Origin of the sequence: Streptomyces sp. NPDC007929 (genome assembly GCF_042959065.1) — a bacterium.
Classification (GTDB): domain Bacteria; phylum Actinomycetota; class Actinomycetes; order Streptomycetales; family Streptomycetaceae; genus Streptomyces.
The window spans coordinates 727,174-751,502 of record NZ_JBIBKD010000001.1 but is presented as its reverse complement, the minus strand read 5'-3'; the positions used below and the strand labels follow the sequence as shown (position 1 = coordinate 751,502).

Below are 24,329 nucleotides of genomic sequence, written 5' to 3'. Positions count from 1 at the left end.
AGTCGACCGCCCGGTGTGGGGGACGTATGGCACAGGCCGCCGATTCGGCGCGGACCGTCATCATGACCGTGGACGACGATCCGGGTGTCTCCCGCGCCGTGGCCCGGGACCTGAGGCGGCGGTACGGCGCGTCGTACCGGATCGTGCGGGCGGAGTCCGGCGGGTCCGCGCTGGAGGCGCTGCGGGAGCTGAAGCTGCGCGGCGATCTCGTGGCCGTGATCCTGGCCGACTACCGGATGCCGCAGATGAACGGCATCGAGTTCCTCGAACAGGCCCTGGATGTCTACCCGGGCGCGCGGCGCGTGCTGCTGACCGCCTACGCGGACACCAACGCCGCGATCGACGCGATCAACGTCGTCGACCTCGACCACTACCTGCTGAAGCCGTGGGACCCGCCCGAGGAGAAGCTGTACCCGGTCCTCGACGACCTGCTCCAGGCGTGGAAGACCAGTGACTTCCGGCCCGTGCCCAGCACCAAGGTGGTGGGGCACCGGTGGTCCTCGCGCTCCTCGGACGTGCGGGAGTTCCTGGCGCGCAACCAGGTGCCGTATCGCTGGTACTCCGCCGACGAGCCGGAGGGGCGGCGGCTGCTGGCCGCGGCCGGCGAGGACGGGCTGCGGCTGCCGGTGGTGATCACGCCGGACGGGACACCGCTGGTCGAGCCCGAGGCCGTGGACCTCGCCGCCCGGGTCGGTCTGGCGACGACACCGACGGCCGACTTCTACGACCTGGTCGTCATCGGCGGCGGCCCGGCCGGGCTCGGCGCGGCGGTCTACGGCGCCTCCGAGGGGCTGCGGACGGTGCTGGTGGAGCGGTCGGCGACCGGTGGTCAGGCGGGGCAGAGCTCGCGCATCGAGAACTACCTCGGTTTCCCCGACGGCGTGTCGGGGGCGCAGCTCACCGACCGGGCGCGGCGGCAGGCGGCGAAGTTCGGCGCCGAGATCCTCACCGCGCGCGAGGTGACGGCCCTCGATGTCAACGGCGCGGCGCGGATCGTGCGGTTCTCCGACGGCTCGGCGGTCGCCGCGCACAGCGTGATCCTGGCGACCGGCGTGTCCTACCGGCAACTGGCGGCGCCCGGCTGCGAGGACCTGACCGGCTGCGGCCTGTACTACGGGTCCGCCCTGACGGAGGCCCCGGCCTGTCAGGACCAGGACGTGTACATCGTCGGCGGCGCCAACTCCGCCGGGCAGGCGGCCATGTACCTGTCGCGGGGCGCCAAGTCGGTGACCCTGCTGGTGCGCGGGGAGTCGCTGTCGGCGTCGATGTCGCACTATCTGATCCAGCAGATCGAGGAGTCCCCCAACATCCGGGTCCGGACCCGCACGGTCGTCGAGGCCGCCCACGGCGACGGCCGGCTGGAGCGGCTGACCCTGCGGGACGTGGACAGCGGGCAGAGCGAACAGGTCGACGCGCAGTGGGTGTTCGTGTTCATCGGGGCGGCCCCGCTGACCGACTGGCTGGACGGCACCGTGCTGCGCGACGAGCGCGGTTTCATCCTCGCCGGGCCCGACCTGGGCGCGGACGGCCGTCCGCCGGAGGGCTGGGAGCTGGACCGGCCGCCGTACCACCTGGAGACCAATGTGCCCGGCGTGTTCGTGGCGGGTGACGCCCGCTCGGAGTCCGCCAAGCGGGTCGCGTCCGCCGTCGGAGAGGGAGCCATGGCCGTGATGCTCGTCCACCGGTACCTGGAGCAGTCATGAGCGGGCGGGCGGCGCCCTGCGACCCGCGGGAGATCGGGGCGCTGTTCCTGTTCGAGAAGCTCACGCCCGAGCAGCTCGGCAGGCTGTGCGGCGAGGGGCGGGTGGAGCGGTTCGAGCCCGGACCGGTGTACACCGAGGGCGAGCCCGCCACCTGCTTCTACGTGATGCTCGAAGGCTCGGTGGTGCTGTACCGCCGGGTCGGCGGGGACGACGTGGAGGTGACCCGGACCTCCCAGCGGGGCGTGTACGCGGGGTCCATGCAGGCGTATCTGGGCGACCGGGTGCGGCAGGTCTACAACAACTCCATGCGCGTCACCGAGCCGACGCGGTTCTTCGTGCTGCCCGCCGACACCTTCGCGGGCATCATGCAGGAGTGGTTCCCGATGGCGGTGCATCTGCTGGAGGGGCTGTTCTTCGGTTCGAAGAGCACCCAGCGGGCGATCGGGCAGCGCGAACGGTTGCTGGCGCTGGGCTCGTTGTCGGCGGGTCTGACGCACGAGCTGAACAATCCGGCCGCTGCGGCCGTACGGGCGACCGCGACGCTGCGGGAGCGGGTCGGCAAGATGCGCCACAAGCTGGCGGTCATCGCGCAGGGCTCGTACTCCCCCGAGGTCATGGCCAACCTCATCGACATCCAGGAGCGCACGGCCGAACGGGTCGCGAAGGCACCCGGCTTGAGCCCGCTGGAAGCCTCCGACCGGGAGGACGCCGTGACGGACTGGCTGGACGACCGGGGCATCCCGGAAGGCTGGCGGATCGCGCCCACGTTCGTACAGGCCGGTCTCGACGTGGACTGGCTGGACCAGATCGCGGCGGCGGTGGACGAGGACATCCTGCCCAGCGCGATCGGGTGGCTCAACTACACCGTCGAGACCGAGCTGCTGATGGACGAGATCAGCGACTCGACCGCCCGTATCTCCCACCTCGTCGACGCGGCCAAGCAGTACTCACAGCTCGACCGGGCGCCCTTCCGGCACGCCGACGTGCACGAACTCCTCGACTCCACCCTGCTGATGCTGTCGGGCAAGATCGGCAAGCGGATCAAGGTCGTCAAGGACTACGACCGGACACTGCCGCAGATCCCCGCCTACCCCGCCGAGCTCAACCAGGTGTGGACGAACCTCATCGACAACGCGGTCGCGGCGATGAACAGCGCGGGCGGGGAGGGCACGTTGACCGTGCGGACGGCGCTCGAACACGACCGGCTGCTCGTGGAGTTCGGTGACACGGGCGTCGGAATCCCGGCGGAGGACCGGGGGCGGATCTTCGACCCCTTCTTCACCACCAAGCCGGTCGGTGAGGGGACCGGGCTCGGGCTGGACATCTCCTGGCGGATCGTGGTCAACAAGCACCACGGGAGCATCCAGGTGGAGTCGGAGCCGGGGGACACGCGTTTCCAGGTACTGCTTCCGCTGACGGCGGTCGAGGAGGAGTCTGCATGAGTGGCGAGAACGGCATCGACCCGAGCGTGCCGCCGAGCGGCAGCGGGTGCGCGGAGTGCGATGCGGCCGGGGGGTGGTGGTTCCACCTGCGGCGGTGTGCGCAGTGCGGGCACGTGGGGTGCTGTGACAGTTCACCGGCGAAGCACGCGACGGGGCATTTCCGGGAGACCGGGCACCCCCTGGTGCAGAGCTTCGAGCCGGGTGAGGACTGGTACTGGGACTACGCGACGAACGCGTTGTACGAGGGCGGGCCGGAGCTGGCCGCGCCGGTGAGTCATCCGGCCGACCAGCCCGCGCCGGGACCGGCGGGGCGGGTGCCGGCGGACTGGGCGAAGATGTTGCGGGCCTAAGAGCTCGGGGTTCGCTGTCCGGTGGCGGCTGCGGGTGGTGGCTGGTTGATCGCGCAGTTCCCCGCGGCGCCCCTCAAGCAAGAAGGTTGGTTCTGTGCAGCAGGCTTCATCGGCCGCGCCCGTCGTCGGGCGGGACGCCGAACTCACACGGCTCTCCGGTGTACTGGAGCGTGCGCGAGGCGGTGAGGCCCGGGCCGTGTTGATCTCCGGGGACGCCGGCGTCGGCAAGACCCGGGTGCTCGACGAGGTCGGGGGGCAGGCGGCCGCGACGGGCATGACCGTGGTCACCGGGCACTGCGTGGATCTCGGCGACGTCGGTCTGCCGTATCTGCCGTTCACCGAGATCCTCGGGGTGCTGGCCGCCGACGAGCGGTTCGCCGCCACTCTCGCGGCCCGTCCCGTGGTCGCGCGGCTGCTGGGGACAGGATCCGGCTCCGTGCGCGACGTGGACGGGCGGTTGCGGCTCTTCGAGGGGATGGCGGGGCTGCTCGCCGAGGTCGCCGAGATCGCGCCGCTCCTGCTGGTGCTGGAGGACCTGCACTGGGCGGATCAGTCCTCACGGGACCTGCTGCGGTTCCTGCTCGGCCGGGGCGTGCTGCGGCACCGGCTGGCGGTGTTCGCCTCGTACCGGGCGGACGATCTGCACCGGCGGCATCCGCTGCGGCCGCTGCTCGCCGAGCTGATACGGCTGCCGCTGGTCGAGCGGCTGGAGTTGCGGCCGCTGGCCGATGCCGACGTGGACCGGCTGGTGCGCGCCCTGGAGCCCGGACCGCTGCCGGACGCCACGGTGCGGCGGATCGTGGAGCGGGCCGAGGGGAACGCCTTCTACGCCGAGGAGTTGCTCGCCGCGACCGACACGGAGTCGGGCGGGGTGCCCAGCGGGCTCGCCGATGTGCTGCTGATCCGTTTCGAGCAGCTGTCCGAGACCGCGCAGCAGGTGCTGCGGACCGCCGCCGTCGCCGGACGCCGGGTGGAGCACGAGCTGCTGCGGGAGGCGGTGGGGCTGCCGGAGCCGGAGCTGGAGTCGGCGCTGCGGGAGGCGGTGGGGCGGCAGTTGCTCGTCGCCGGGGACGAGGACACATACTCCTTCCGGCACGCCCTCGCCCGCGAGGCCGTCTACGCCGATCTGCTCCCCGGGGAACGGGCGCGGCTGCACGGCGCGTTCGCACGGCTGCTCGCCGGGCGCGGACACCTCGCCGAGAGCGCCGCCGAGCGCGCCCACCACTACCGGGAGAGCCATGACCTCGCCGAGGGGCTGGCGGCGTCCCTGGAGGCCGCCGATCACGCCCAGCGGGTCGGGGCGCCCGCCGAGGAGCAGCGGCATCTCGAAACGGCCCTGGACCTGTGGGCTGCGGTGGACCCGGCGAGCCGGCCGTCGGGCGGTGGCGTCGACCGGGTCACGCTGACGCTGCGGGCCTCGGCGGCCGCCGCGCACGCCGGGCGGCTGCACCGCGCGGTCGCCCTCACCCGGTCCGCGCTGGCGGAACTCGGCCAGGACGCCGACTCCGAACTCGCCGCGCGGGTCCGCTACACCCTCGCCGGGAACCTGCTGAGCGTGGACAGCCAGACGGCCGCGTTCGCCTACAGCAGCGAGGCGCTGGCGATGATCCCGGAGGACCCTCCGTCGCGCACGTGGGTGTGGGCGGCGGCCACGCATGTCCTGGCCGCACGCCACGTCGGGGAGAACGAGACCGCGCTGCGGGTCGCCCGCCGCGCCCTGGGGGTGGCGGAGCACCTCGGGGTGACCGACGCCCAGGCGGACCTGCTGATCTCCCTGGCCGTTTTCGACGGGGCGGGGCGGCGCGGCCGGGAGGGCCGTGAGCGGCTGGTCAAGGCCCGTGACCTGGCCCGGAGTTCGGGCAACGCGCCCGTGGAGCTGCGGGCCCTGTTCAACCTGGCGATGGGCTGCTACGAGTCCGGTGCGCTGGCGGAGTGCGTGCCCTGGCTGACCGAGGGCCTGGACCGGGCCCGGCAGGCCGGGCTGCTGTCCTCGACGTACCCGCTGGAGATGCGGTACCTGCGGCTGCTGGTGCTGCATGTGCTGGGCCGCTGGGACGAGTGTCTGCGCGCGGCGGCGGACGACCCCGACGTGCCGCGGGCGGCCGGCGGCTACACGGTCGGTCCCGCGCTGCTCGTGACGCTGGCGCGTGGCGATCTGAGCGCCGCCGACCGGGCCCGTGCCCTGCTGGAGGGTCCTTTCGACTGGATGGCCACCCTGGTGGCGGGCATCGTGCTCACCGACGCCGCGGCGCTGCGGGGCGATCCCGAGGAGGCGGTGCGGTGGATGCGGTCCACGGTCACCGCCCTGGCCGACGAGGCGGTCCCCCGCCCGGGCGTCACGGTCCGCCTGGCCGCCCTGGCGCTGTCGGCGGTGGCCGACGCGGCCACCGGGCTGCGGCTGACCGGCGACGAGCCGGGGGCCCGCCGCTGGGCCGACACCGCGGCCGAACTGGTGGAACTGGCCCGGGAGGTCGCCGTCCACGGCGAGAACGGCACGCCTCAGGGGCCGGAGGGACAGGCCTGGCTGGCCCGGGCGGAGGCGGAGTGGGTCCGGGCCACGAAGGGGCCGGACGCGGCGGCCTGGGCGGAGGCGGTGACGGCGTTCGGCTACGGCGACGTCTACGAGCTGGCGCGCTGCCGTGTGCGCTACGCCGAGGCCCTGGTGGCGGCCGGGCGTCGCGAGGAGGCGGCGGCCGAGGCCCGGGCGGTCCGTGAGGCCGCCGAGGAGCTCGGCGCGACGCCGCTGCGGGAGCAGGTGGAGGCGCTGGTACGGCGCGGCCGGCTGTTCGACGTGTCGGGCGATGACGACCGGCCCGGCACGCTCACCGCGCGCGAGCAGGACGTGCTGCGGCTGCTCGCCCTCGGCCGCAGCAACCGTCAGATCGGCGAGGAGTTGTTCATCAGCGGCAAGACGGCGAGCGTCCACGTCTCCAACATCCTCGCCAAGCTGGGCGCGTCGAGCCGCGGCGAGGCGGTGGCGATCGCCTACCGCGAGGGCCTGATCACCCCGGAGCCCTCGGCGTCCGACTGACGGCCCGGCCGCTCCCCGCAGTCGAGGCTCCGGAGATCGACGGCGTCGGCCATCGCCCGCATGCCCTTGTCGTTGGGGTGCAGATGGTCGCCGCCGTCGAAGGCGGGGAGCATCCGCTCGGGGTCGCCGGGGCTGCGCAGGACCCGGTCGAAGTCGGTGACCGCGTCGAACACGTCGCCGTCGCGGATGATGGCGTTGACCCGCTGCCGTACCGCCTCCCCGGCGGGGTCCCATTCCTGCCAGCCCTTGTACGGGGCGATCGTGGCGCCGACGACGCATTTTCCGGTGGCGTGCGCCCGGTCGACGAGCCTGCGGTACCCGGCGATCAGCCCGGCGCTCGTGGCGCCGGGCTCGGCCTTGATGTCGTTGACGCCCTGGAAGAGGAAGACCGTGCGCACGCCCGGCAGGGACAGCGCGTCCCGCCGCACACGGTTCAGGGCGCTCTGGCCGGGGCCGTCGAGGAGCACCTTGTTCCCGGCGATGCCCGCGTTGGCCACGCCCTTGACCGCGGTGCCGGAGGTGCCGAGCCGGCGGGCCAGGTAGTCGGGCCAGCGGCGATCGCGGTCGACCGTGGACTGCCAGCCGTCGGTGATGGAGTCGCCGAGGACGGCCACGGCGCCCGTCCCCCTGCCGGGGCGCACGGTGACGGCGTCGAGGTAGAACCAGGAGCCGGTCCGCTGCTTCCAGTGCGCCGGGCCCTCCTCCGCGGTGTGGTCGCCGACGGTGGTGTACGACGTCTGCATCGCCATCCAGTGCCCGGTGAGCGTGCCGCCCGCCCGGGGGACGTACAGGCTGACGGCGAGGGTGCGCCCGGCGGGGACGTGGCCGGGCAGCGGGTCGCTGTAGACGATGCCGCCCGCGGGGACGGTGACGGTACGGGCACCGTCGAAGGTCAGGCGCCGGTTGCTGCCGGGGACGAGGGCGGCGCCGTCCCGTCGCAGGCCCGCGTGGACGTCGGTGAACGTCACCGGCTCGTCGCCGAAGGCGTTCGTCAGCCGTACCCTGAGGCCGCTGCCGCCGACGCTGGTGCGCACCATCAGCCGGTAGCCGCGGCCGTCGGCCGCCTCGCCGATGTGACCGGCGGAGGAGGCCCAGGTGACCACGCCGCGCCCGGCCGCCGCCGGGGCGCCGGACGGCGGGTCCGGCCGGTCCCCCGGCGGCACGGTGCCGGTCCCGCAGCCCAGTGCCACACAGCAGGAGAGGGCGGCCAGGGCGGCACGGGGACGTGCGGTGCGGGACATGGCTCGGCGCTCCTTCGGCCGGTCGGTCGGGGTGCGGGCGGGTCGTCCCGGCGTGAGCCACCGTAGTGGTGCGGTGGGCGGGACCGGGCGAGCGGGCCCGGCCGGGTGCGCCGTTCGTGCCGGTCGTGCCGGTCGTGCCGGTCCTGCCGGTCCTGCCCGTCGTGGCGGTCCTGCCCGTCCTGCCAGTCCTGCCGGTCCTGCCAGTCCTGCCAGTCCTGCCCGTCGTGCCGGTCCTGCCCGTCGTGCCGGTCCTGCCCGTCCTGCCCGTCCTGCCGGTCCTGCCTGGCCTGCCCGTCGCGCCCGTCCTGCCTGCCTGCCTGCCGTGCCCGTTGCGCCCGTCGTGCCCGTCGTGCCCGTCGTGCCCGTCGTGCCCGTCGTGCCCGTCGTGCCCGTCGTGCCCGTCGTGCCCGTCGTCAGGGTGACCTCGGGGCCTCGGTCCGGTCGATGTCCGGGGCGTGGCCGGAACCGGTGTCGATGGCCTCGCGTGCCGGGTTTCCTGTCCTGGTTCGTCCCGGGGAACCGCGGCCTGGACGCCGGGTCCGGCGGGGAACCCTCGGGCTGCGGCGGCCGTTGTCCGGGCAGGCGCGTCGCTCGTGGGGGTGGGCGGGGGCGCATCGGCGAGTTGCTTCCCGGCGCGCGTGGAGGGGGCGTGATGGGCGAGTTGGTTCCCGGCGGCAATCTGGCACTGCCGGGCGGTGCGGTGACGGTCCGGGTGCCCGGGCCGTTCGATGTGTCCGCGCTCGTGACGGACGACGGCGGACGGGTCCGGGACGACGGCGACTTCGTCTTCTACAACCAGCCGGCGGCGCCGGGAGCCGTCCTGCGGGGCGACACGCTCACCGTGGACCCGCCGGGGCTGCGCACCGGCGCGACCCGGGTCACCGTCGCCGTGAGCCCCGCCGAGCCCGGAACCGCCCTCGGCCACCTGCCCTCCCCCACACTGCACATCACCGACGCGCAGGGCCGCCCGCTCGCCCGCTTCACCCCGGCGCACCCCGGTCCGGAGGCGGTGCTGCTGCTCGCGGAGCTCTACCGACGCGGCGACCACTGGAAGCTGCGCGCCCTGGGCCAGGGGTACGCCGACGGACTGGCGGGCCTGGCGCGGGACTTCGGCGTCGACGTCGTGGACGACACCTCCCCCACGGCCCCCGGTCAGGGTGGCGGCTCCCCGCTGCCGGGAGACTCCGCCCCCGATCCCGAGGGTTTCCTGCCCTTGGTCAACTCCGCCCGCGCAACAGGCGGTTCGTCACCGATCCTGCTGGACGCCCGTCTGATGTCGGCGGCCCGGGCCCATGCCGCCGCCATGGCCGCGTCCGGACGGCTCGGCGTCGAGACACGCGACGGCGTCTCCGTCTACCAGCGCGTCACCGCCTCCGGGTTCGCGTATCTCACCGTCGGCGAGCACCTGGTGTCCGGACCGCGCACGGCCGCCGAGTTCGTCGCGTACTGCCTGCGCACGGACGGGCCCCGGCGCGCCCTGCACGACCCGGCGTTCACCCACGCCGGTCTGGCCCAGGTGCACGACGGTCCCTCCGGGGAGACCTACTGGGCGGCGCTGTGGGCCAGGCCCTTCAGTCCGGACGGGCTGGCCGGGACGGTGGCGGCCGTGGTCGAGCTCACCAACCGGGAGCGCACCCGGCACGGGCTCACGCCCCTGTCCGCCGACCCGTCGCTCACCTCGGCCGCCCAGGCGCACAGCGCGGACATGGTGGCCCGCGCCTTCTACGCGCACACCGCACCGGACGGCGGTCAGCCCTGGGACCGGGCCGCCGCCGCGGGGTCCACCCGGCGTTCCATCGGCGAGAACATCGCCTGCGGTCAGCGCTCCCCCGCCGACGTCGTGGAGGGCTGGATGAACAGCCCCGGCCACCGGGCCAACATCCTCAAACCCGGCTTCACCCACATCGGCGTCGGCCTCGCCGGCGGCGGCCGGGCGGGCATGTACTGGACGCAACTCTTCGGCGGCTGACGGCCGGACGACAGAGCCCCGCACGACCGGTCAACTAGGCGATCTTGGCGGAGGGAATCGCTCCGGGCGAGGATGCCGGTATGAAGGGTGATCTGTTTTCCAATGAGCACATGGTGCAGCCGGCCGTCGCGCCGGGCATGGCGGTCGAGAACGCCAAGTGCATCCGGTACACGGTGAATGGCGAGATGCTCGCCCGGCAGGGCGCGATGATCTCCTATCGCGGCAGCCTCCAGTTCGAGCGCAAGGGCCAGGGCGTGGGCGGCATGCTCAAGCGCGCCGTCACCGGCGAGGGGCTGCCGCTGATGGCGGTGCGCGGGCAGGGTGAGGCCTGGTTCGCGCACGAGGCGCAGAACTGTTTCATCGTCGACGTCGAGCCCGGCGACGAGTTCACGGTCAACGGCCGCAACGTCCTGTGTTTCGATGCCACGTTGTCGTACCGCATCGCGACCGTGAAGGGCGCGGGCATGACCGGCGGAGGTCTGTTCAACAGCGTGTTCACGGGGCACGGCAAGCTGGGCCTGGTGTGCGAGGGCAGTCCCCTCGTCATCCCGGTCTCGCCTCACCAGCCGGTCTACGTCGACACCGACGCGATCGTCGGCTGGACCGCGGGGTTGCAGACCTCCCTGCACCGCTCCCAGTCCATCGGGTCGATGCTGCGCGGTGGCTCCGGCGAAGCCGTGCAGCTGGTGCTCCAGGGCGAGGGGTACGTCGTCGTCCGGCCGAGTGAGGCGACACCGCAGAAGGCCGGCTAGCTCCGCACTGAACGCCTGTCAGGTGATCTGCGCCTCACAGGCAACCCGGTCCGTTCCGCCGACGTCTTGATCGGCAACAGGTGCTGCCCTGGCCCTTGTGGCCAGGGCAGGTTTTCACCCCTCTATGCACACCATGTATACGCAGCATGTATAGACGGTGCGCATACGGACCGAAAGGCATCGATGTACGGCAAGGCATTCGCCCCGGAGTACCAGGGCGCGCTCACCACTCTGTCCGTCAACTCCTCCCTGACCGACGTCCTGGCCGCCGGTACGGAGCAGTTGAGAGCGGCCGAGCGTGCCGGACAGCCCGGGGAGGCGGCGCGTTCCGGACTCGCGGTGGCCGAGGCGCAGCGCCGGCTGGGCCGGGTCGAGGACGCGGACCGGGCCTGGAAGGCGAGCTACCGAGCGGCCCGGCAGGCCGGGGACGTCGGGGCGATGGCCTGGGCGCTGTGGAGCGGTGGCACCCTGGCCCGCCAGCGCGGCGCGCTCCGGCTGGCCCGCAGACTGCTCCAGCTGGCCGCCGACCTCGGCGAGCGCGGCGGGGACATCGTGGTCCGCGGCTACTCGCTGGCCGGCCTGGCCGAGACCGGCCGCATCCAGGGCGACTACGAGGCCGTCGGCCGGCTGCACGAGCAGTTGCTCGCCGAGGCCCGGCGGCGCGGGGAGGCGCGGCACACGGTGTGGGCACTGGAGGGCATCGCCCAGATGCACCGCAACACCGGGCGCTACGACACGGCGTACGCGCTGTTCGAGGAGGCCGCCGAGATCGCCGCCCGGGCCGACGACCGGCGCGGTCACGCCTGGGCGTTGCGCGGGCTGGCCGATGTGGTGTCGGTGCGCGACGGCGACACCGAGCGGGCCCTGGAGCTGCTGAGCGAGGCGGAGACGGCGTGCCGCGCGATGGGGCTGTCCAGCGCGCTGGCCTACAACCACAAGATGCGCGGCAACGTCCTGTACCGGGCGGGGCGTTACGCCGAGGCACGGGAGATGTACGAGCGGGCGCTCGCGGAGTTCCGCGAGATGAGCGAGCCGCGCGGGGAGGGCCTGTCGCGCCTGGGACTCGCCAAGTCCCTGGCCCGCCTGGGCCGCGACCGAGCCGAGACCGCGGCCGAACTGGCCGACCTCGCCGTGCTGCTGGAGCGCATCGGTCTCCAGCACGCCCGCCGGATGGTGGCCCGGGCCCACGAGGAACTCGGCATACCGGCCGCCGGGCAGGCGGCGACGGAGGCGGCACGGTGACGGCGCCGCCCACGACGACATCGCCCCCGGTGACCGACCGGACGGGGCGGCAGGACACGGCGCACGAGACACCGGCCACGGCACGGGTCGCGCGGCAGGGGGCGGGGCACGATGGTTCCGCCGAGGTGCGTTCGACGCCGCGGGGCGCGGCGCACGAGGTTCCCCGCACGGCTCGGCCGGCACGGCCGGATGAGCCGTCGGAACTCACGACCGGCCCTCTCCCGGCCGACACCCCCATGAGCGGATCCCTCCCGCCCGGCGCGCTCCCGACCGGCCCCCACCCCGCCGACACCCCGGCGCGCGCTGCCGATGACGTCCCCCACATCCTCACGCGCTGCCGCGCCCTGGTCCGGCCCGCTCTGGAGGAGGCTGTCGGGCGGCTGCACCCCTGGGTCGGTGAGATGGCCGCCTACTCCTTCGGCTGGTGCGAGGTCGATGGTGCGCCGGCCGTCGCCTCCGGCGGCAAGGGCGTACGGCAGGCGCTCGCGGTGCTCGGGGCCGAGGCGGCCGGTGCGCCGGAGCGGGCCGGGGTGGCCGCGGCCGTCGCGGTGGAACTGGTGCACACCTTCTCCCTGCTGCACGACGACATCATGGACGGCGACGGGGACCGGCGAGGCCGTCCGACCGTGTGGAAGGCCTACGGCACGGGGCCCGCGGTCCTCGCGGGCGACGCCCTGTTCGCCCTGGCCGTCGAGACGCTGGCCGCGGAACGGGGCGGCGCCCACGCGGTGCGGACCCTGTCCGTCGCGCTGGGGGACCTGGTGCGCGGGCAGGCCGACGACCTGCTGTTCGCCGGCCGTCCGTGGACCGGGCCGGAGCGGGTGCGGCCCGACGAGTACCGGGCGATGGCCGAGCACAAGACGGGCGCGCTGCTGGGCTGCGCGGCCGCCCTGGGTGCCGTGCTCACCGGTGCGGAGCCCGAGACGGTCGCCGCGCTGGACCGGGCGGGACGGCATCTCGGGGTCGCGTTCCAGATCGTCGACGACGTGCTGGGCATCTGGGGTGATCCCCGCGTCACCGGCAAGCCGGTCCACGGCGATCTGCGCGAGGGGAAGAAGACCTTCCCGGTGCTGGTGGCGCTCGGCTCCCCGGCGGGCGACCGGATCGCCGGCCTCCTGGAGTCGGGCGACGCGCCGGAGACGGCGGCGGCCCTGATCGAGGAGGCGGGCGGCCGAGCCGCGGCCCTGGCGGAGGCCCGGCGGCACATCACCGCCGTCGAGACGGTCCTGGCCGGCGCGCCACTGGCCCCCGGGGCCGTCCGCGCGACGCGGTCGCTGCTGGCCTACCTGGTGCGGCGCGACGTCTGAGGCGACCCCGACCGGCCGCCCACCCGGGCGGCCCGTGCGGAGGGTTCACCACGCCTCGACCCGAGCACGACCCTCGTTCGTCGCACCGCTCCGCCCCCGCCACCAGCCCCGCCGCGTTGACCTCGGCGCCCGCGCGCGTCAGGGTTCGACACGGCGCGTTTCACGATCCCGCGCCGGAAGGATGGCTGTCATGATCGGCATCTCGGAGATCGAGGCCGCGGCGGGGCGGATCGCCGGGCACGTGGTGCGCACCCCTACGGTGGACAGCCCCGGTCTGTCGGCGTTGCTCGGTGTCCCGGTCACCGCGAAGCTCGAACTGCTCCAGCGCACCGGTTCGTTCAAGGCGCGGGGTGCCACGGCGAAGCTGTTGTCGCTGACCGAGGCGGAACGGGCCGCGGGCGTGGTGGCGGTCAGCGGCGGCAACCACGGGATCGCCCTCGCGGTCATGGCCGAGGCTCTGGATGTGAAGGCCACGGTGGTGATGCCGCGCTCGGCGCCCGCCCGTGCCGTTGAGATCGCGGAGGCGGCCGGGGCGTCGGTGCGGCTGACCGATGACATGGACGGCGCGTTCGCCCTCATGACGCGGCTCCAGCAGGAGGGGCTGACCCTGGTCCACCCCTTCGACGACCCGGATGTGATCGCCGGACAGGGCACGGTCGGCCTGGAGTTCGCCGCCGACGCCGGTGAGCTCACGGACGTGCTGGTGAGCATCGGGGGCGGCGGCCTGATCGCCGGTGTCGCCGCCGCGCTGCGTGCCCGGCGCCCCGGGGTGCGGGTGTGGGGCGTGGAGACCGAGGGCGCGCAGGCCATGTCCGAGGCACTGGGGGCAGGGGGGCCGCTGCCGGTCGCCCTGTCGTCGATCGTCTCGACCCTCAGCGCGCCGTCCGTGTCGCAGCTGACCTACGACCATGTCTCCGCCCTGGTCACCGAGGTTCTGGTGGTTCCGGACCGGGAGGCCGTGCAGGGCTCGCTGGATCTGGCGGACCACGCCAAGGTGTGGGCGGAACCGGCTGCCGGCTGCCTGCTGCCCGCCGCCCGGCAGGTCCTGGAGCGGGTCGGCGAGGGGGCCAGGATCGGCCTGGTGGTGTGCGGGGGCAACGCGACGACCGGTGATCTGTTCGGCTGGTCGCGTCGCTTCGGTCTGCGCTGACGTTCCGGCGACGCCCGGGGATTCCCGCGCGGAATTCATCGGAGGGCTTCGAGTTCAGACGTCGGACGCGTCCGTTATTGACCAACGGTTACCACCAGGCCGGGCGGGAATTCACGAATCCGTGAGCGGCGGCGGGAGGTTTTCCCGGGCCCGCCGCCGCCCTGGCGGCCGAGGTGAGCCGCACCCCGAGGCGTTGAAAGACCGTTTTTTCTCGCACACTTGCTCCCCTGTCTTGAACAAAAGACAGCAATGAACACGGAGTTGCGATCCGTTTGAACGCGGAGTGCGGCATCCCCCGTACCTCTGGAAAAGGTCAGAGCCAGGTTTCCAGCGAGGGATGGCCATGGGCAGGGCGCACGTCTCCACACACCAGTTGGTCGCCGGCCGGTACCGGCTGCTCGAGATCATCCAGCGCGAGACCAACCGCATCTGCTGGTACGCCGAGGACACCGGGGGCGGTGAGATCTCCCGCCCGTGCCTGGTGACCCAGGTGGGGCTGCCGGAGGACCCGGGCGGGGCCGAACGCCGGGCCTCCGCCCGCCTGCTGCGCACCACCGAGAACATGGCACTGCTGTGCCCGGGCCGGATCGCCACGGTCGTCGACGCCGTCGAGGAGGCCGGTGCCCTGTGGACCGTGAACGAGTGGATCGACGGCACCCCGCTCGGTGAACTCCTCTCGGAGCAGGGCACGTTCAACTACGTGCGGGCGGCGCGGATCGGTCTGGAGCTGCTCGACGTGCTGGACGCCGCGCACGCCGAGGGCATCACGCACGGCGAGCTCAGCCCCGGCCAGGTGTTCGTGCGCGAGGACCACTCGGTCGTCGTCACCGGCTTCGGCCTGGCCGGCGCGACGTTCGCGCCCCGGCTGACGGCACCCTCGTACGCCTCCCCGGAGCAGGCCCGCGACGAGCGCATCGGGCCCGCAGCCGACCTGTGGGCGCTGGGCTCGATCCTGTACACGATGGTCGAGGGGCGCCCGCCGTTCCGGGACCGGGGGCGTCCGGAGAACACCCTGAAGGGCGTGGACCGGCTGCCGCTGCGTACGCCGGTGCGCGCCGGGCCGCTCACTCAGGCCGTGCAGGGGCTGCTCCGCAAGGACTCACGGGAGCGGCTGACCCGCCAGGTGGTGCGGGAGGCGCTGACCCGGGCCCTGAGCGAGGACGCCGAGGCGGCACTGGCCTCGACTCCGGCTCCGCGGCTGCGCGGCGCGTACGCCGCGATGCGCCCGGGGAGCCCGGCGTGGAGTAGACGGACCATGGTGGCGGGGACGGCCCTGGCGGTCGTCACCGTCGCGGTGGCCGTGCTCGCCGCGACGCAGGGGCTGCCCGGCACGGACAGCGGCAGTGGCAGCGACGCGGCCGAGTCCCCGGTCCGGCCGCCGGTGTCGGCCGCCACGCCGGGCGGGGGCACGGGCGTCGACAGCCCCGCTCCGTCCGGTTCGCCCAGCCGGCCCGAGTCCCCCTCCCCCTCCCCCAGCCCCACGCCGTCGACCGCGTCCCCGACTCCCACCCCCACACCGTCCGCCCCCGCCGCCACGGCCCTGCCGCCCGGCTTCCAGCGCTACCGGGCGGCGGAGGGCTTCTCGGTCGCACTGCCCGAGGGCTTCGAGCGGCTGGACACCGCGCGTGACGGCGAGGCGTACCGGGTGACCTTCGGCGCGAAGGAGGACGACCGCACGCTGGCCGTCACCTACAGCGAGCAGGCCGGGCCGGACCCCGTGGCCGTGTGGCGGGACGATGTCGAGCCCAACCTCAAGCGGACGGACGGCTACGACCGGATCGGCGCGATCCGGGCGACGACGTACCAGGGCCGCAAGGCCGCCGACATGGAGTGGACCGCCGACGTCGACGGCACCCGGGTGCACACCCTGGGCCGGGGCTTCCTGCTCGGTGAGGGCCGCAGTTTCTCGCTGCGCTGGACGACCCCGGACGCCGAGTGGGAGGACGCCGCCAACCAGGAGGCGCTGCGCACGTTCTTCACGACCTTCCGGCCGGGCTCAGTCTGAGCCGCGCGGGGCGCCCAGGGTGGTGAGCCGGCCTCCGTGCAGCGGCCGGGTGCGCCAGTGCGCGGTGAGGGTGCGGTCCGCCAGGGAGCAGGTCAGGGCCAGGCGGTGCGGGGTCTCCAGGAACACCACCTCCACCGCGAGCGTGCCGGCGTCGGTCCAGCCGCCGCTCACCGCGGTCGGGACGGGTTCCTCGGCGACCGTCCAGCCCTCCCCGGTCAGGCGCAGGGCGAGCCGGTCCGGGCGGTCCGGCCGGTCCTCCTCCCCGGTGAGGGTGAGGGTCCAGCCGTCCGCGTCCCGGGTGAACTCGGCAGACCGGACCGGCCCGGTCAGGTCGGCGGACGTGAACGCGGCGGCGGTCCAGTCGCGCTCCCGCTCCGGGGGTGCCGGACGGCCCGGGGCGGGCGGCAGCGCGAGCCGGCCGAGGCGCTCCCGCAACTTCGCGTCGGCGGCCTCGCGGCCGGTCAGCGGCTCGGGCCCGAAGGCGGGCAGGAGGTGCTCCCAGACCAGGGTCAGGTACTCCTGCATCCGCTCGGTCGCCGAGGTCGCCGCGATCACCACGTCGTGCTCCGGCAGCACCAGGCAGAACTGGCCGAAGGCGCCGTCCCCCCGGTAGCCGTGCCGGGACGTCCAGAACTGATAGCCGTAACCCCGGTCCCAGTCCTGCCGGTCGGTGTCGCCCATGGTCCCCGCTGTCGGTATGTGGGGCCGCGAGGCCCGGGCCGCCCATCCCTGGGGCAGCAGCCGCCTGCCCTCCCACCGCCCGTCGCACAGATACAGCAGGCCGAGCCGGGCGACGGCGTCGGTGGTGGCGTGCAGGCCGCTGAAGCCGAGCTCGCGGCCCGCACGGTCGTGGCGCCAGGCCACTTCGCCGATGCCCAGCGGATCCAGCAGCCGGGGCCGCAGGTAGTCGCTGAGCGACTGCCCGGTGACCCGCTGGACGATCGCGCCGAGCGTGTAGGTGGCGGGCTGGTTGTAGGCGAACACCGTGCCCGGGTCGTCGTCGGGCGGCAGCCGCAGGAACCCCCGCACGGGCTCGGCGGGGTCCTGCCCGAAGGCCTCGTCGACGGTGTCCCGCAGGTGGCCGCTGGCCATGGACGCCACGTGCCGGACGAGCATGGCCCGGCTGCGCGGGTCGGTGATGCCGGCCTCGAACTCCGGGAAGTACGAGATCACCGGTGCGTCGAAGTCCAGCAGTCCCTCGGCCTCGGCCAGCGCCGCGGCGGTCCCGGTGAAACTCTTGCTGAGCGAGTACAGCAGGTGCAGGCGTTCGGGGGTGTACGGCGCCCACCACCCGGAAGCCACCAGGTGCCCGTGACGCATGATCATCAGGCTGTGCGGCTCGATCTCGGGGGCGGCTTCGAGGGCGTCGAGGAAGGCGTGGACGCCGGAGGCGTCGACACCTTGTGCGGCCGGATCGGAAGCCGGCAGGGGAGAAGCACTCATGAATGCATCCTGCACCCGTCGTCGGCCTTGATCGAGTCGTTTCCGGGTCCGCTGTCAGGGGACTCGCCGGTTATGGTGCAAATCGGATACACGATGATGACCGAACAGGCCGGCCCCCGAGAGCTCGTCGACCATGTGGTGCGGGCCGAGGAGGCGGGCTTCGACTTCTCGGTGACCTCCGACCACTACTTCCCGTGGCTGCGCTCGCAGGGTCATTCGCCGTACGCCTGGGCGGTGCTCGGCGCGGCCGCCCAGGCCACGTCGCGTATCCCGCTGATGACGTACGTGACGTGCCCGACGTTCCGCTACCACCCGGCGGTGGTGGCGCAGAAGGCGGCGACGCTGCAGTTGCTCTCCGAGGGCCGGTTCCGGCTGGGGCTGGGCTCGGGCGAGAACCTCAACGAGCACGTGGTGGGCGGCGGCTGGCCGTCCGTCGATGTGCGGCACGAGATGTTCGAGGAGGCCGTGGAGATCATCCGCGCCCTCTTCGAGGGCGGTCACGTCAACCATCGCGGCACGCACTTCGACGTGGAGTCGGCCAAGCTGTGGGACCTGCCGGACGAGGCGCCGCCCATCGGCATCGCGGTCTCCGGGGAGCGGTCGTGCGAACTCGCGGGCCGCCTCGGCGACCTGGTGATCGCCACCGAGCCCAAGGCCGGGCTCCTGGAGGCCTTCGACCGGCACGGCGGCCGGGGCAAGCCCCGCGTCGGTCAGCTGCCGGTCTGCTACGACCCCGACCGGGACGCGGCCGTCGAGCGGGCGCACTCGCAGTTCCGCTGGTTCGGCAGCGGCTGGAAGGTCAACTCGGAGCTGCCGCACCCCGATTCCTTCGACGCGGCCACCCAGTTCGTCAGGAAGGACGACGTCGCCGAAGCGATCCCGTGCGGTGCCGACCCGGACGCCTTCGTCGAGGCCGTACGCCCGTACGCCGAGGCCGGTTTCACCGAGATCGCCCTCGTCCAGATCGGCGGCGAGTCGCAGCCGGCGTATCTGGACTGGTCGGAGAAGACCCTCCTGCCCGCGCTGCGCGACGCGTTCGGCTGAAGTCCTCGGCCAGCGTCTCCACGGCCCGTTCCACCGACTGAGCCCTCCGCCCAGGGGGGCTCTTCCTCATGAGCGCGCTCACCCGCTGGGCCTGCTCCGTCGTGGGCAGGAAGCCAGCGAGCAGCAAGGGCAGCATCAGCCGCCGGACGAGCACTTCGCTCTCCGAGGTGACCTGCGGCCTGCGCACCACCGAGACGTTGACCCGGATCGCGTGTTCGTTGCCGGGCGGGACGCCCGGACGGTCCGTCTCGATCGCGGCGTAGCGGAAGCCGTGCGCCAGATCGCAGGCCGGGCAGCCGGCCGGGCCGCGGGTGAGCCGGTCACCGCAGTCGGGGCACACGAGCCGGTCGAGGGCCGCGTCCACGATCCGCCAGTCGTGCCGGTGCGGTTCGGCCGCGACCATCTCGGCGAGCGCCCGCTCCTGGTCGCCGCCCCCGTGGGTGTCCCACTGCCGCAGGAAGGCGCTCCACTCCCCCTCGACGATGCCGTCCACGAGGTCACGGCAGACGGCGCAGCCGGGGGCACCGCCGTACGCGTGACCGCGGCACTCCGTACAGCGGCGCAGCGTGAAGTCCTTCTCCTGTCGCACCATGCCGGGCATCGTCGCGCACGCGCGACCGGCGGGGACAACGATTTTCGGACGGGCCGCCGCCTGAGCGTGAACAGCGAGGTCAGCAGGTGCCGCTAGGCTTCCGTGCGCACCTCGTGCAGTCCGATCTGCCCCGCCTCAGGAGAGTCGTCCGTGACCGTTGCCATCACCCCGCCCGAGACCCCTGTCGTCCCCGCGCCCCTCTCCGACCTCATCGTGCGGGACGCGCGGGAGTTCGGGGCGTACGCCCGGACCGGAGGGTGGGCCTTCGGGCTGAAGGTGGCGCGCAGTGTGCGGCCCGGCGGCCAGGGCGCGGACGAGACGCCGAAGGTGTCCGCGAAGGAGTTCGCGGAACTCGCCGACTGCTCCCCGGAGCGGGTCATGCGCTACTACAAGGCGTGGGACCGGGCCGCGGACGACGGCATGGTTCCGCACTTCGAGGCGCTGACGCCCGGTCAGGAGCTGGAGCTGCCGGACGCCGACGTGTGGCTGAGCTACTACGTCTCCCGCAACAGCGCCACGTCCGAGCGCGGCACCGCCATCTCCGAGGCCGCCGAGGCGGAGGGCATCCGGCCCACCAAGGCGCTGGAGGTGGCGGAGAACCCCACCGCGCTGCGCGCCGCGATCCTCGCCGACCCCTCCACCGCCCGCGCGGCCCGCCAGGCCCTGCTGGACCGGGTCCGCGAGGATGTGGACCTGCAGTCGGAACTGGCCCGTGACGTGGTGCGCACCGACGAGCTGAAGAAGGCCGTCGCCGGGGAGAGCCGGGCGGCCGACCGGATCGGGTACGTGCGCCAGATCGCCGAGTCGGGGCAGATCAAGACGCCCGCCGGACAGACCGTCGACGCGCCCGCCGATCTGCGCCAGGAGGCCGAGCGGCACCTGTCGCTCCTCGACGAGCTCGACGAGGGCGAGGACGCCGGTGAGTGGGCCGCAGAGGCGTACGACACGATGAAGTCCCTCGTCGTCGAGGTCGTGGAGGCCGATCCGGGACTGCGGGTGCAGGAGCGGCGCACGAAGTTCTACAGCAGCCTGCAGAAGGCGACCAAGGTGTTCGAGGAGCTGACCTTCGACGACGCCGGGGAGTTCTACGAGGACGACATGGTGCAGCGTCTGGAGGATCTGCAGCGGGCCGTCGCGGTGTGCATCGAGTCGCTGCGCGGTGCGCGCGGGAATCACCCGGTCGGCTGAGCATTTCGACGAAATCGGGGGTACTAGAGGGCTCTACATCGGTTCTTCCCGGAGGCCCTCTCGTGAACTCGTTCGTCCACAAGACCCTGGTGGTGCAGCTCCAGGCGGGCGACACGGACCGCTTCTCCGTGCTCGCCCACCTGAGCTACGACGCGGCGGACCCGTTCGCCGTCACCGTGGTCTTCAGCCATGACGGCCGCGTGCTCGCCCGGTGGCAGCTGGACCGGGAGATGCTCGCCGACGGGCTGCGGCGTCCGGTCGGGGTGGGCGATGTGCGGATGCGTCCGCAGGCGCGGGGGATGTGGCAGGAGCTGCGCCTGGAGTTCCTCGGCGACGCCCGTCCCGACGGTGGCCGCCACCACGCGGTGGTGTTCGCCTGGGCTCCGGGGTTCGCGGCGTTCCTGCGCGAGACCTACGAGGTGGTGCCGCCTGGCCGCGAGCAGGTCCATGTCGACGACTTCCTGGCGGGCGTGCTCGCCGGCGGCTGACCCCCTACGTCGACGTGTAGCGGTGCCGGGTCCACAGTGGCAGGACGAACCAGCACAGCAGGTACCAGCCGACCACACCGGCGACCAGGTAGGGCACGAAACCGTCGTGCGTGGCCACGCGCAGGATGAGCAGCAGGGAGGCGGTGGTCGTGGCGAGCAGCAGCACCAGGCCGAGCAGGGTGAGCCGGGAGGCCAGCCGCACGGCCTGGGGTTTGACACGCCGCCCGGCGACGAGGCGGTGCAGGGCCACCGGGCCGACGAGCGCCCCGGTGGCACAGGCGCCGAGGACGACCGTCACCAGGTAGATGGTCCGGTCGGTGTCGGAGAGGTCGTCGTACTTCTCCGTGAACACCACGGTGAGCAGGAAGCCGAAGAGGATCTGGACGCCCATCTGGGCCACGCGGACCTCCTGGATGAGCTCCACCCACATCCGGTCCGCTCTCTCCTCCTCCGTCTCGTTGCGCCCCCGGCGCATGCCCCCGCCGTCTCCCGCGTCCGCCACGGTTCCTCCTGGTGTGAGACCTGAGCCCGCCTCCTCTCAGGGTTCCCCGGAACGAGCCGTCCTCCCGCGGGCCGCCGGGGGCGGTTTGAGCGATCAGGGGACGGTTACACGGACGGCGCGAATGACGCGGAACCGAGGAGGTCGTGGACCCATGTCCGGAACGCAGCTCACCGTGACGCTCAGCGGCTCGGGCGCCGACGACGCGCGCGCCGTCGTCCGGGCGCTGGAAGGCACGTTCGGGTCTCCCGACGAGCTTCCCGCCGACGAGAACGCGACGGTCCACACGGCGACCTTCGACGGGGAGACGGACGCGGGCCCCGGCGACGGAGCGGCCCCGGGGCGGCTGTCCGCGCCGGTGACCGTCACCGTGCAGGGCAGCCCGCGGGCCGTACGGCGGGCGAGCGACACGCTCACCCGGGCCTTCACGGCGCGCGACGACGGCGCCGCCTCCGGCGACCAGGAGCAGGAGAGGCAGCTGCTCCTGGAGCCGTGAGAGACGGCTTCACCACCGGCCTCGCCCATGGCTCACCAGCGGGATTCGACCTGCTCCTTGATGCGTCGGTCGTACAGCTCGCGGATCGCCGTCAGCGTCTCGCCGGGCAGCTGCGGGAGGCGGGCGGCGGCCGCGTTGGCCCGGGCCTGTTCGGGTGAGCGCGCGCCGGGGATGACGGTGGTGACACCGGGCTGCTCGATGATCCAGCGCAGGGCCAGCTGGGCCGGGGTGCAGCCCTCGGGGGCGAGCGCCGCGAACTCGGCAGCGGCCTCGACACCGGTGGCGTAGTCGACGCCGGAGAAGGTCTCGCCCTGGTCGAAGGCCTCGCCGTGCCGGTTGTAGGTGCGGTGGTCGTTCTCCGGGAAGACGGTGTCCCGGGTGTACTTGCCCGACAGCAGGCCGGAGGCGAGCGGTACCCGGGCGATGATGCCGACGCCGGCCTCGCGCGCGGCCGGGAGCACCTCGCGCAGCGGCTTCATGCGGAACGGGTTGAGGATGATCTGCACGCTCGCGACGTTGGGCCGGGCGATGGCGGTCAGTGCCTCCTCGCAGGTCTCGACGCTGACGCCGTAGGCGGCGACGCGCTCCTCCTCGACGAGGGTGTCGAGCGCGTCGAACACCTCGTCCGTGGAGTAGACGGGTGTCGGCGGGCAGTGCAGCTGCACGAGGTCGATACGGTCGACGCCGAGGTTGCGCCGGGAGCGGTCGTTCCAGGCGCGGAAGTTGTCGAGCACGTAGTTCTCGGGGATCTGGTCGACCCGGCGGCCCATCTTCGTGGCGACCATGACGTGCAGATCCGGGCGGCCGCTGAGGAAAGCGGCGATGGTCTGCTCGCTGCGCCCGTCGCCGTACACGTCGGCGGTGTCGAAGAAGGTCACCCCCGCTTCGGCCGCCGTCTCCAGTACCGCGAGGGCTTCCTTGTCGTCGACGTCTCCCCAGTCGGCCCCCAGCTGCCAGGTGCCCAGACCGATGACGGAGGCGTGCTGGTCCGACCTGTCGAATGTGCGCTCGTCCATGGGCGTCAGTCTGTCATCCGTCACGCCGTCACGCGGAACGCGCCGATCCGGGGAACAGTCGTCATCCGGCCCCGGGCTCCTTCCGCGCGGCAAGTGACCGTGCGTGCACGGTGCGCGCGACCTTCGGGCCGAGCCAGCGCTTGAGCCGCAGCAGTGGTTCCAGTTGCCCGGCCGCCCGGTCGAGGCGGTAGTAGAGCTGGGGCGGGACGTAGGGCAGCAGGGGTGAGTGGCGCTGGCCGAGGAGGGCGAACATGCGCTCCGGGGGCAGGTGCATGTAGCGCGGCAGGTTCTCGTACCACTGGGCGCTGTAGCGGGCCGCGCTCTGCACGGGCAGGAGGGCCGCCTTGCGGTCCCGCTCGTAGCGGGCGAGGGCCTGGGGGATGTCGGGTTGCTCGCGCAGCGCGCCGGCCAGGGCGATCGCGTCCTCCAGGGCGAGGGTGGTGCCGGCGCCGATGGAGTAGTGGGTGGTGTGGGCGGCGTCGCCGAGCAGGACGAGGTTTCCGTGGTGCCAGGTGTCGTTGGTGAGGGTGCGGAAGGTCTGCCACGGGGTGCCGCCGGGGCGGCCCAGCAGGGGGTGCCCGTCCAGGACGTGTGCGAAGAGCTTCTCCAGCAGGGCCCGGCCGTCGGCCTCGCTAGCCCGGTCGAGTCCGAGGCCGGTCCAGGTCTCGGGCGCGCATTCGACGACGCAGGTGCTGCGGTCGGGGCCGTAGCCGTAGCCGTAGCACCAGATCCAGCCGTGGGCGGTTTCCACGAAGGCGAAGGTGAAGGCGTCGAAGACCTTGGTGGTGCCGAGCCAGACGTAGTGGTTGCGCCCGGGTGTGAGGCGGCTGCCGAAGTGCGCGGCGTGGTGGGTGCGCAGGGCGCTGCGGACGCCGTCGGCCGCCACGATCAGGTCGGCGCCGGAGGGCAGGTCACCGGCGGTGACCTCGCGCTCGTACTCCAGGCGTACGCCGAGGTCGCGGGCCCGGGCGGCGAGGATCTCCAGCAGCCGGTGGCGGCCGATGCCGTGGCCCTGGTCGCCGCTGTGCCGGGTCGTCAGGTCGCGGACGTGGGCGACGCCGTCGCTCCAGCGGACCGAGCCGGCGTCGAGGAGGCCCGCCGACTCCGGGTCCTGCTCGTGGAGCCGGTCGAGCAGATGACGCCAGTACGTCACTCCCCAGCCGTAGGTGGAACCCTCCGGGTCGCGTTCGAGGACGGTGATGTCGTGGGACGGGTCCTGCCGCTTGAGCAGGATCGAGAGATACAGACCGGCGGGCCCGCCGCCGACACAGGCGACCTTCACGAACACCCCTGAGAATTACCGAGAGCTGTCAATTGCGGACGCAGAGTAGCAGGAGCGGAGCACCTGCGGCCGACCGCCGGATCGCGCCA

Annotated in this window: 20 protein-coding genes; 14 read left to right on the top strand and 6 right to left on the bottom strand. The window is 73.3% G+C overall.

Annotated elements, in window-relative coordinates; translation table 11 throughout:
- Positions 1–26: 26 nt before the first annotated feature.
- The 4 genes from ACFZDE_RS03410 (at position 27) to ACFZDE_RS03395 (ending at position 6,526) form a co-directional block, all read left to right on the top strand.
- A complete protein-coding gene (locus ACFZDE_RS03410; RefSeq protein ID WP_391196972.1) occupies positions 27–1,703 on the top strand; it encodes an FAD-dependent oxidoreductase in 1,677 nt (558 codons plus the stop codon).
- Complete coding sequence (locus ACFZDE_RS03405) at positions 1,700–3,145, top strand: ATP-binding protein (protein WP_391196970.1); 1,446 nt, start codon at positions 1,700–1,702, stop codon at positions 3,143–3,145. The genes ACFZDE_RS03410 and ACFZDE_RS03405 overlap by 4 nt, the downstream gene beginning before the upstream one ends.
- A complete protein-coding gene (locus ACFZDE_RS03400; protein ID WP_391196969.1) occupies positions 3,142–3,495 on the top strand; it encodes a UBP-type zinc finger domain-containing protein in 354 nt (117 codons plus the stop codon). Before ACFZDE_RS03405 ends, ACFZDE_RS03400 begins: the two co-directional genes overlap by 4 nt.
- Before the next feature lie 94 nt (positions 3,496–3,589).
- Positions 3,590–6,526: an AAA family ATPase gene (locus ACFZDE_RS03395; RefSeq protein WP_391196968.1), complete on the top strand. Its 2,937-nt coding sequence runs from the start codon at positions 3,590–3,592 to the stop codon at positions 6,524–6,526.
- Here ACFZDE_RS03395 and ACFZDE_RS03390 read toward each other — a convergent pair.
- Positions 6,481–7,767 carry a GDSL-type esterase/lipase family protein gene (locus ACFZDE_RS03390; protein ID WP_391196965.1) on the bottom strand — a complete coding sequence of 429 codons (1,287 nt, stop codon included), beginning with the start codon at positions 7,765–7,767 and terminating at the stop codon, positions 6,481–6,483. The two genes, ACFZDE_RS03395 and ACFZDE_RS03390, sit on opposite strands and share 46 nt — an antisense overlap.
- A gap of 652 nt (positions 7,768–8,419) precedes the next feature.
- Between ACFZDE_RS03390 and ACFZDE_RS03385 the strand changes: the two genes are divergently transcribed.
- From ACFZDE_RS03385 to ACFZDE_RS03360, 6 genes are all read left to right on the top strand, one after another.
- Positions 8,420–9,736: a CAP domain-containing protein gene (locus ACFZDE_RS03385; protein WP_391196963.1), complete on the top strand. Its 1,317-nt coding sequence runs from the start codon at positions 8,420–8,422 to the stop codon at positions 9,734–9,736.
- A gap of 80 nt (positions 9,737–9,816) precedes the next feature.
- Positions 9,817–10,488 carry an AIM24 family protein gene (locus ACFZDE_RS03380; protein WP_390990503.1) on the top strand — a complete coding sequence of 224 codons (672 nt, stop codon included), beginning with the start codon at positions 9,817–9,819 and terminating at the stop codon, positions 10,486–10,488.
- A 183-nt stretch (positions 10,489–10,671) separates the two neighbouring features.
- Positions 10,672–11,730, top strand: a complete 1,059-nt coding sequence (locus ACFZDE_RS03375) for a tetratricopeptide repeat protein (protein WP_391196962.1) — start codon at positions 10,672–10,674, stop codon at positions 11,728–11,730.
- A gap of 236 nt (positions 11,731–11,966) precedes the next feature.
- Complete coding sequence (locus tag ACFZDE_RS03370) at positions 11,967–13,037, top strand: polyprenyl synthetase family protein (RefSeq protein WP_391196960.1); 1,071 nt, start codon at positions 11,967–11,969, stop codon at positions 13,035–13,037.
- A gap of 190 nt (positions 13,038–13,227) precedes the next feature.
- Entirely contained in the window at positions 13,228–14,187 is a 960-nt protein-coding gene (locus ACFZDE_RS03365) for a pyridoxal-phosphate dependent enzyme (RefSeq protein ID WP_390990511.1), read from the top strand.
- Positions 14,188–14,530: 343 nt separating this feature from the next.
- Positions 14,531–16,192, top strand: coding sequence for a protein kinase (locus ACFZDE_RS03360; protein WP_391196958.1), 1,662 nt, complete (start codon positions 14,531–14,533; stop codon positions 16,190–16,192).
- Here ACFZDE_RS03360 and ACFZDE_RS03355 read toward each other — a convergent pair.
- Positions 16,184–17,635 carry a serine hydrolase gene (locus ACFZDE_RS03355; RefSeq protein WP_391196956.1) on the bottom strand — a complete coding sequence of 484 codons (1,452 nt, stop codon included), beginning with the start codon at positions 17,633–17,635 and terminating at the stop codon, positions 16,184–16,186. The genes ACFZDE_RS03360 and ACFZDE_RS03355 overlap by 9 nt on opposite strands.
- 72 nt (positions 17,636–17,707) lie before the next feature.
- On the opposite strand from ACFZDE_RS03355, the gene ACFZDE_RS03350 reads away from it, so the two are divergent.
- Positions 17,708–18,679, top strand: coding sequence for a TIGR03557 family F420-dependent LLM class oxidoreductase (locus ACFZDE_RS03350; protein ID WP_391196954.1), 972 nt, complete (start codon positions 17,708–17,710; stop codon positions 18,677–18,679).
- Here the strand turns inward: ACFZDE_RS03350 and ACFZDE_RS03345 are convergent.
- Complete coding sequence (locus tag ACFZDE_RS03345) at positions 18,576–19,271, bottom strand: hypothetical protein (RefSeq protein WP_391196952.1); 696 nt, start codon at positions 19,269–19,271, stop codon at positions 18,576–18,578. The genes ACFZDE_RS03350 and ACFZDE_RS03345 overlap by 104 nt on opposite strands.
- A 150-nt stretch (positions 19,272–19,421) precedes the next feature.
- Between ACFZDE_RS03345 and ACFZDE_RS03340 the strand changes: the two genes are divergently transcribed.
- Together ACFZDE_RS03340 and ACFZDE_RS03335 are read left to right on the top strand one after the other, a co-directional pair.
- Complete coding sequence (locus ACFZDE_RS03340; RefSeq protein WP_391196951.1) at positions 19,422–20,459, top strand: hypothetical protein; 1,038 nt, start codon at positions 19,422–19,424, stop codon at positions 20,457–20,459.
- Positions 20,460–20,521: 62 nt separating this feature from the next.
- A complete protein-coding gene (locus ACFZDE_RS03335; protein WP_390990527.1) occupies positions 20,522–20,947 on the top strand; it encodes an SsgA family sporulation/cell division regulator in 426 nt (141 codons plus the stop codon).
- Between the two features lie 4 nt (positions 20,948–20,951).
- Here ACFZDE_RS03335 and ACFZDE_RS03330 read toward each other — a convergent pair whose 3' ends face one another.
- The gene (locus ACFZDE_RS03330) at positions 20,952–21,422 is read right to left on the bottom strand and encodes a DUF6328 family protein (protein WP_391197454.1); all 471 of its coding nucleotides are present in this window, start codon (positions 21,420–21,422) and stop codon (positions 20,952–20,954) included.
- 178 nt (positions 21,423–21,600) lie between these two features.
- Here ACFZDE_RS03330 and ACFZDE_RS03325 point away from each other — a divergent pair, with 178 nt between their 5' ends.
- Positions 21,601–21,942 (top strand): hypothetical protein, encoded by a 342-nt coding sequence (locus ACFZDE_RS03325; protein WP_391196950.1) that lies wholly within the window; start codon positions 21,601–21,603, stop codon positions 21,940–21,942.
- Positions 21,943–21,974: 32 nt separating this feature from the next.
- On the opposite strand, the gene ACFZDE_RS03320 is transcribed toward ACFZDE_RS03325, so the two are convergent.
- Together ACFZDE_RS03320 and ACFZDE_RS03315 are read right to left on the bottom strand one after the other, a co-directional pair.
- On the bottom strand, positions 21,975–22,958 hold the full coding sequence (locus ACFZDE_RS03320; RefSeq protein WP_391196948.1) for an aldo/keto reductase: 984 nt from the start codon (positions 22,956–22,958) through the stop codon (positions 21,975–21,977).
- Between the two features lie 61 nt (positions 22,959–23,019).
- A complete protein-coding gene (locus ACFZDE_RS03315; protein WP_391196946.1) occupies positions 23,020–24,246 on the bottom strand; it encodes an FAD-dependent monooxygenase in 1,227 nt (408 codons plus the stop codon).
- Positions 24,247–24,329 lie beyond the last annotated feature (83 nt).

Coding starts and splice junctions, on each gene's coding strand:
- ACFZDE_RS03410 (WP_391196972.1), top strand. CDS start 27: ATGGCACAGGCCGCCGATTCGGCGCGGACCGTCATCATGACCGTGGAC.
- ACFZDE_RS03405 (WP_391196970.1), top strand. CDS start 1,700: ATGAGCGGGCGGGCGGCGCCCTGCGACCCGCGGGAGATCGGGGCGCTG.
- ACFZDE_RS03400 (WP_391196969.1), top strand. CDS start 3,142: ATGAGTGGCGAGAACGGCATCGACCCGAGCGTGCCGCCGAGCGGCAGC.
- ACFZDE_RS03390 (WP_391196965.1), bottom strand. CDS start 7,767: ATGTCCCGCACCGCACGTCCCCGTGCCGCCCTGGCCGCCCTCTCCTGC.
- ACFZDE_RS03385 (WP_391196963.1), top strand. CDS start 8,420: ATGGGCGAGTTGGTTCCCGGCGGCAATCTGGCACTGCCGGGCGGTGCG.
- ACFZDE_RS03380 (WP_390990503.1), top strand. CDS start 9,817: ATGAAGGGTGATCTGTTTTCCAATGAGCACATGGTGCAGCCGGCCGTC.
- ACFZDE_RS03375 (WP_391196962.1), top strand. CDS start 10,672: ATGTACGGCAAGGCATTCGCCCCGGAGTACCAGGGCGCGCTCACCACT.
- ACFZDE_RS03370 (WP_391196960.1), top strand. CDS start 11,967: ATGAGCGGATCCCTCCCGCCCGGCGCGCTCCCGACCGGCCCCCACCCC.
- ACFZDE_RS03365 (WP_390990511.1), top strand. CDS start 13,228: ATGATCGGCATCTCGGAGATCGAGGCCGCGGCGGGGCGGATCGCCGGG.
- ACFZDE_RS03360 (WP_391196958.1), top strand. CDS start 14,531: ATGGGCAGGGCGCACGTCTCCACACACCAGTTGGTCGCCGGCCGGTAC.
- ACFZDE_RS03355 (WP_391196956.1), bottom strand. CDS start 17,635: ATGAGTGCTTCTCCCCTGCCGGCTTCCGATCCGGCCGCACAAGGTGTC.
- ACFZDE_RS03350 (WP_391196954.1), top strand. CDS start 17,708: ATGGTGCAAATCGGATACACGATGATGACCGAACAGGCCGGCCCCCGA.
- ACFZDE_RS03345 (WP_391196952.1), bottom strand. CDS start 19,271: ATGGTGCGACAGGAGAAGGACTTCACGCTGCGCCGCTGTACGGAGTGC.
- ACFZDE_RS03330 (WP_391197454.1), bottom strand. CDS start 21,422: ATGCGCCGGGGGCGCAACGAGACGGAGGAGGAGAGAGCGGACCGGATG.
- ACFZDE_RS03325 (WP_391196950.1), top strand. CDS start 21,601: ATGTCCGGAACGCAGCTCACCGTGACGCTCAGCGGCTCGGGCGCCGAC.
- ACFZDE_RS03320 (WP_391196948.1), bottom strand. CDS start 22,958: ATGGACGAGCGCACATTCGACAGGTCGGACCAGCACGCCTCCGTCATC.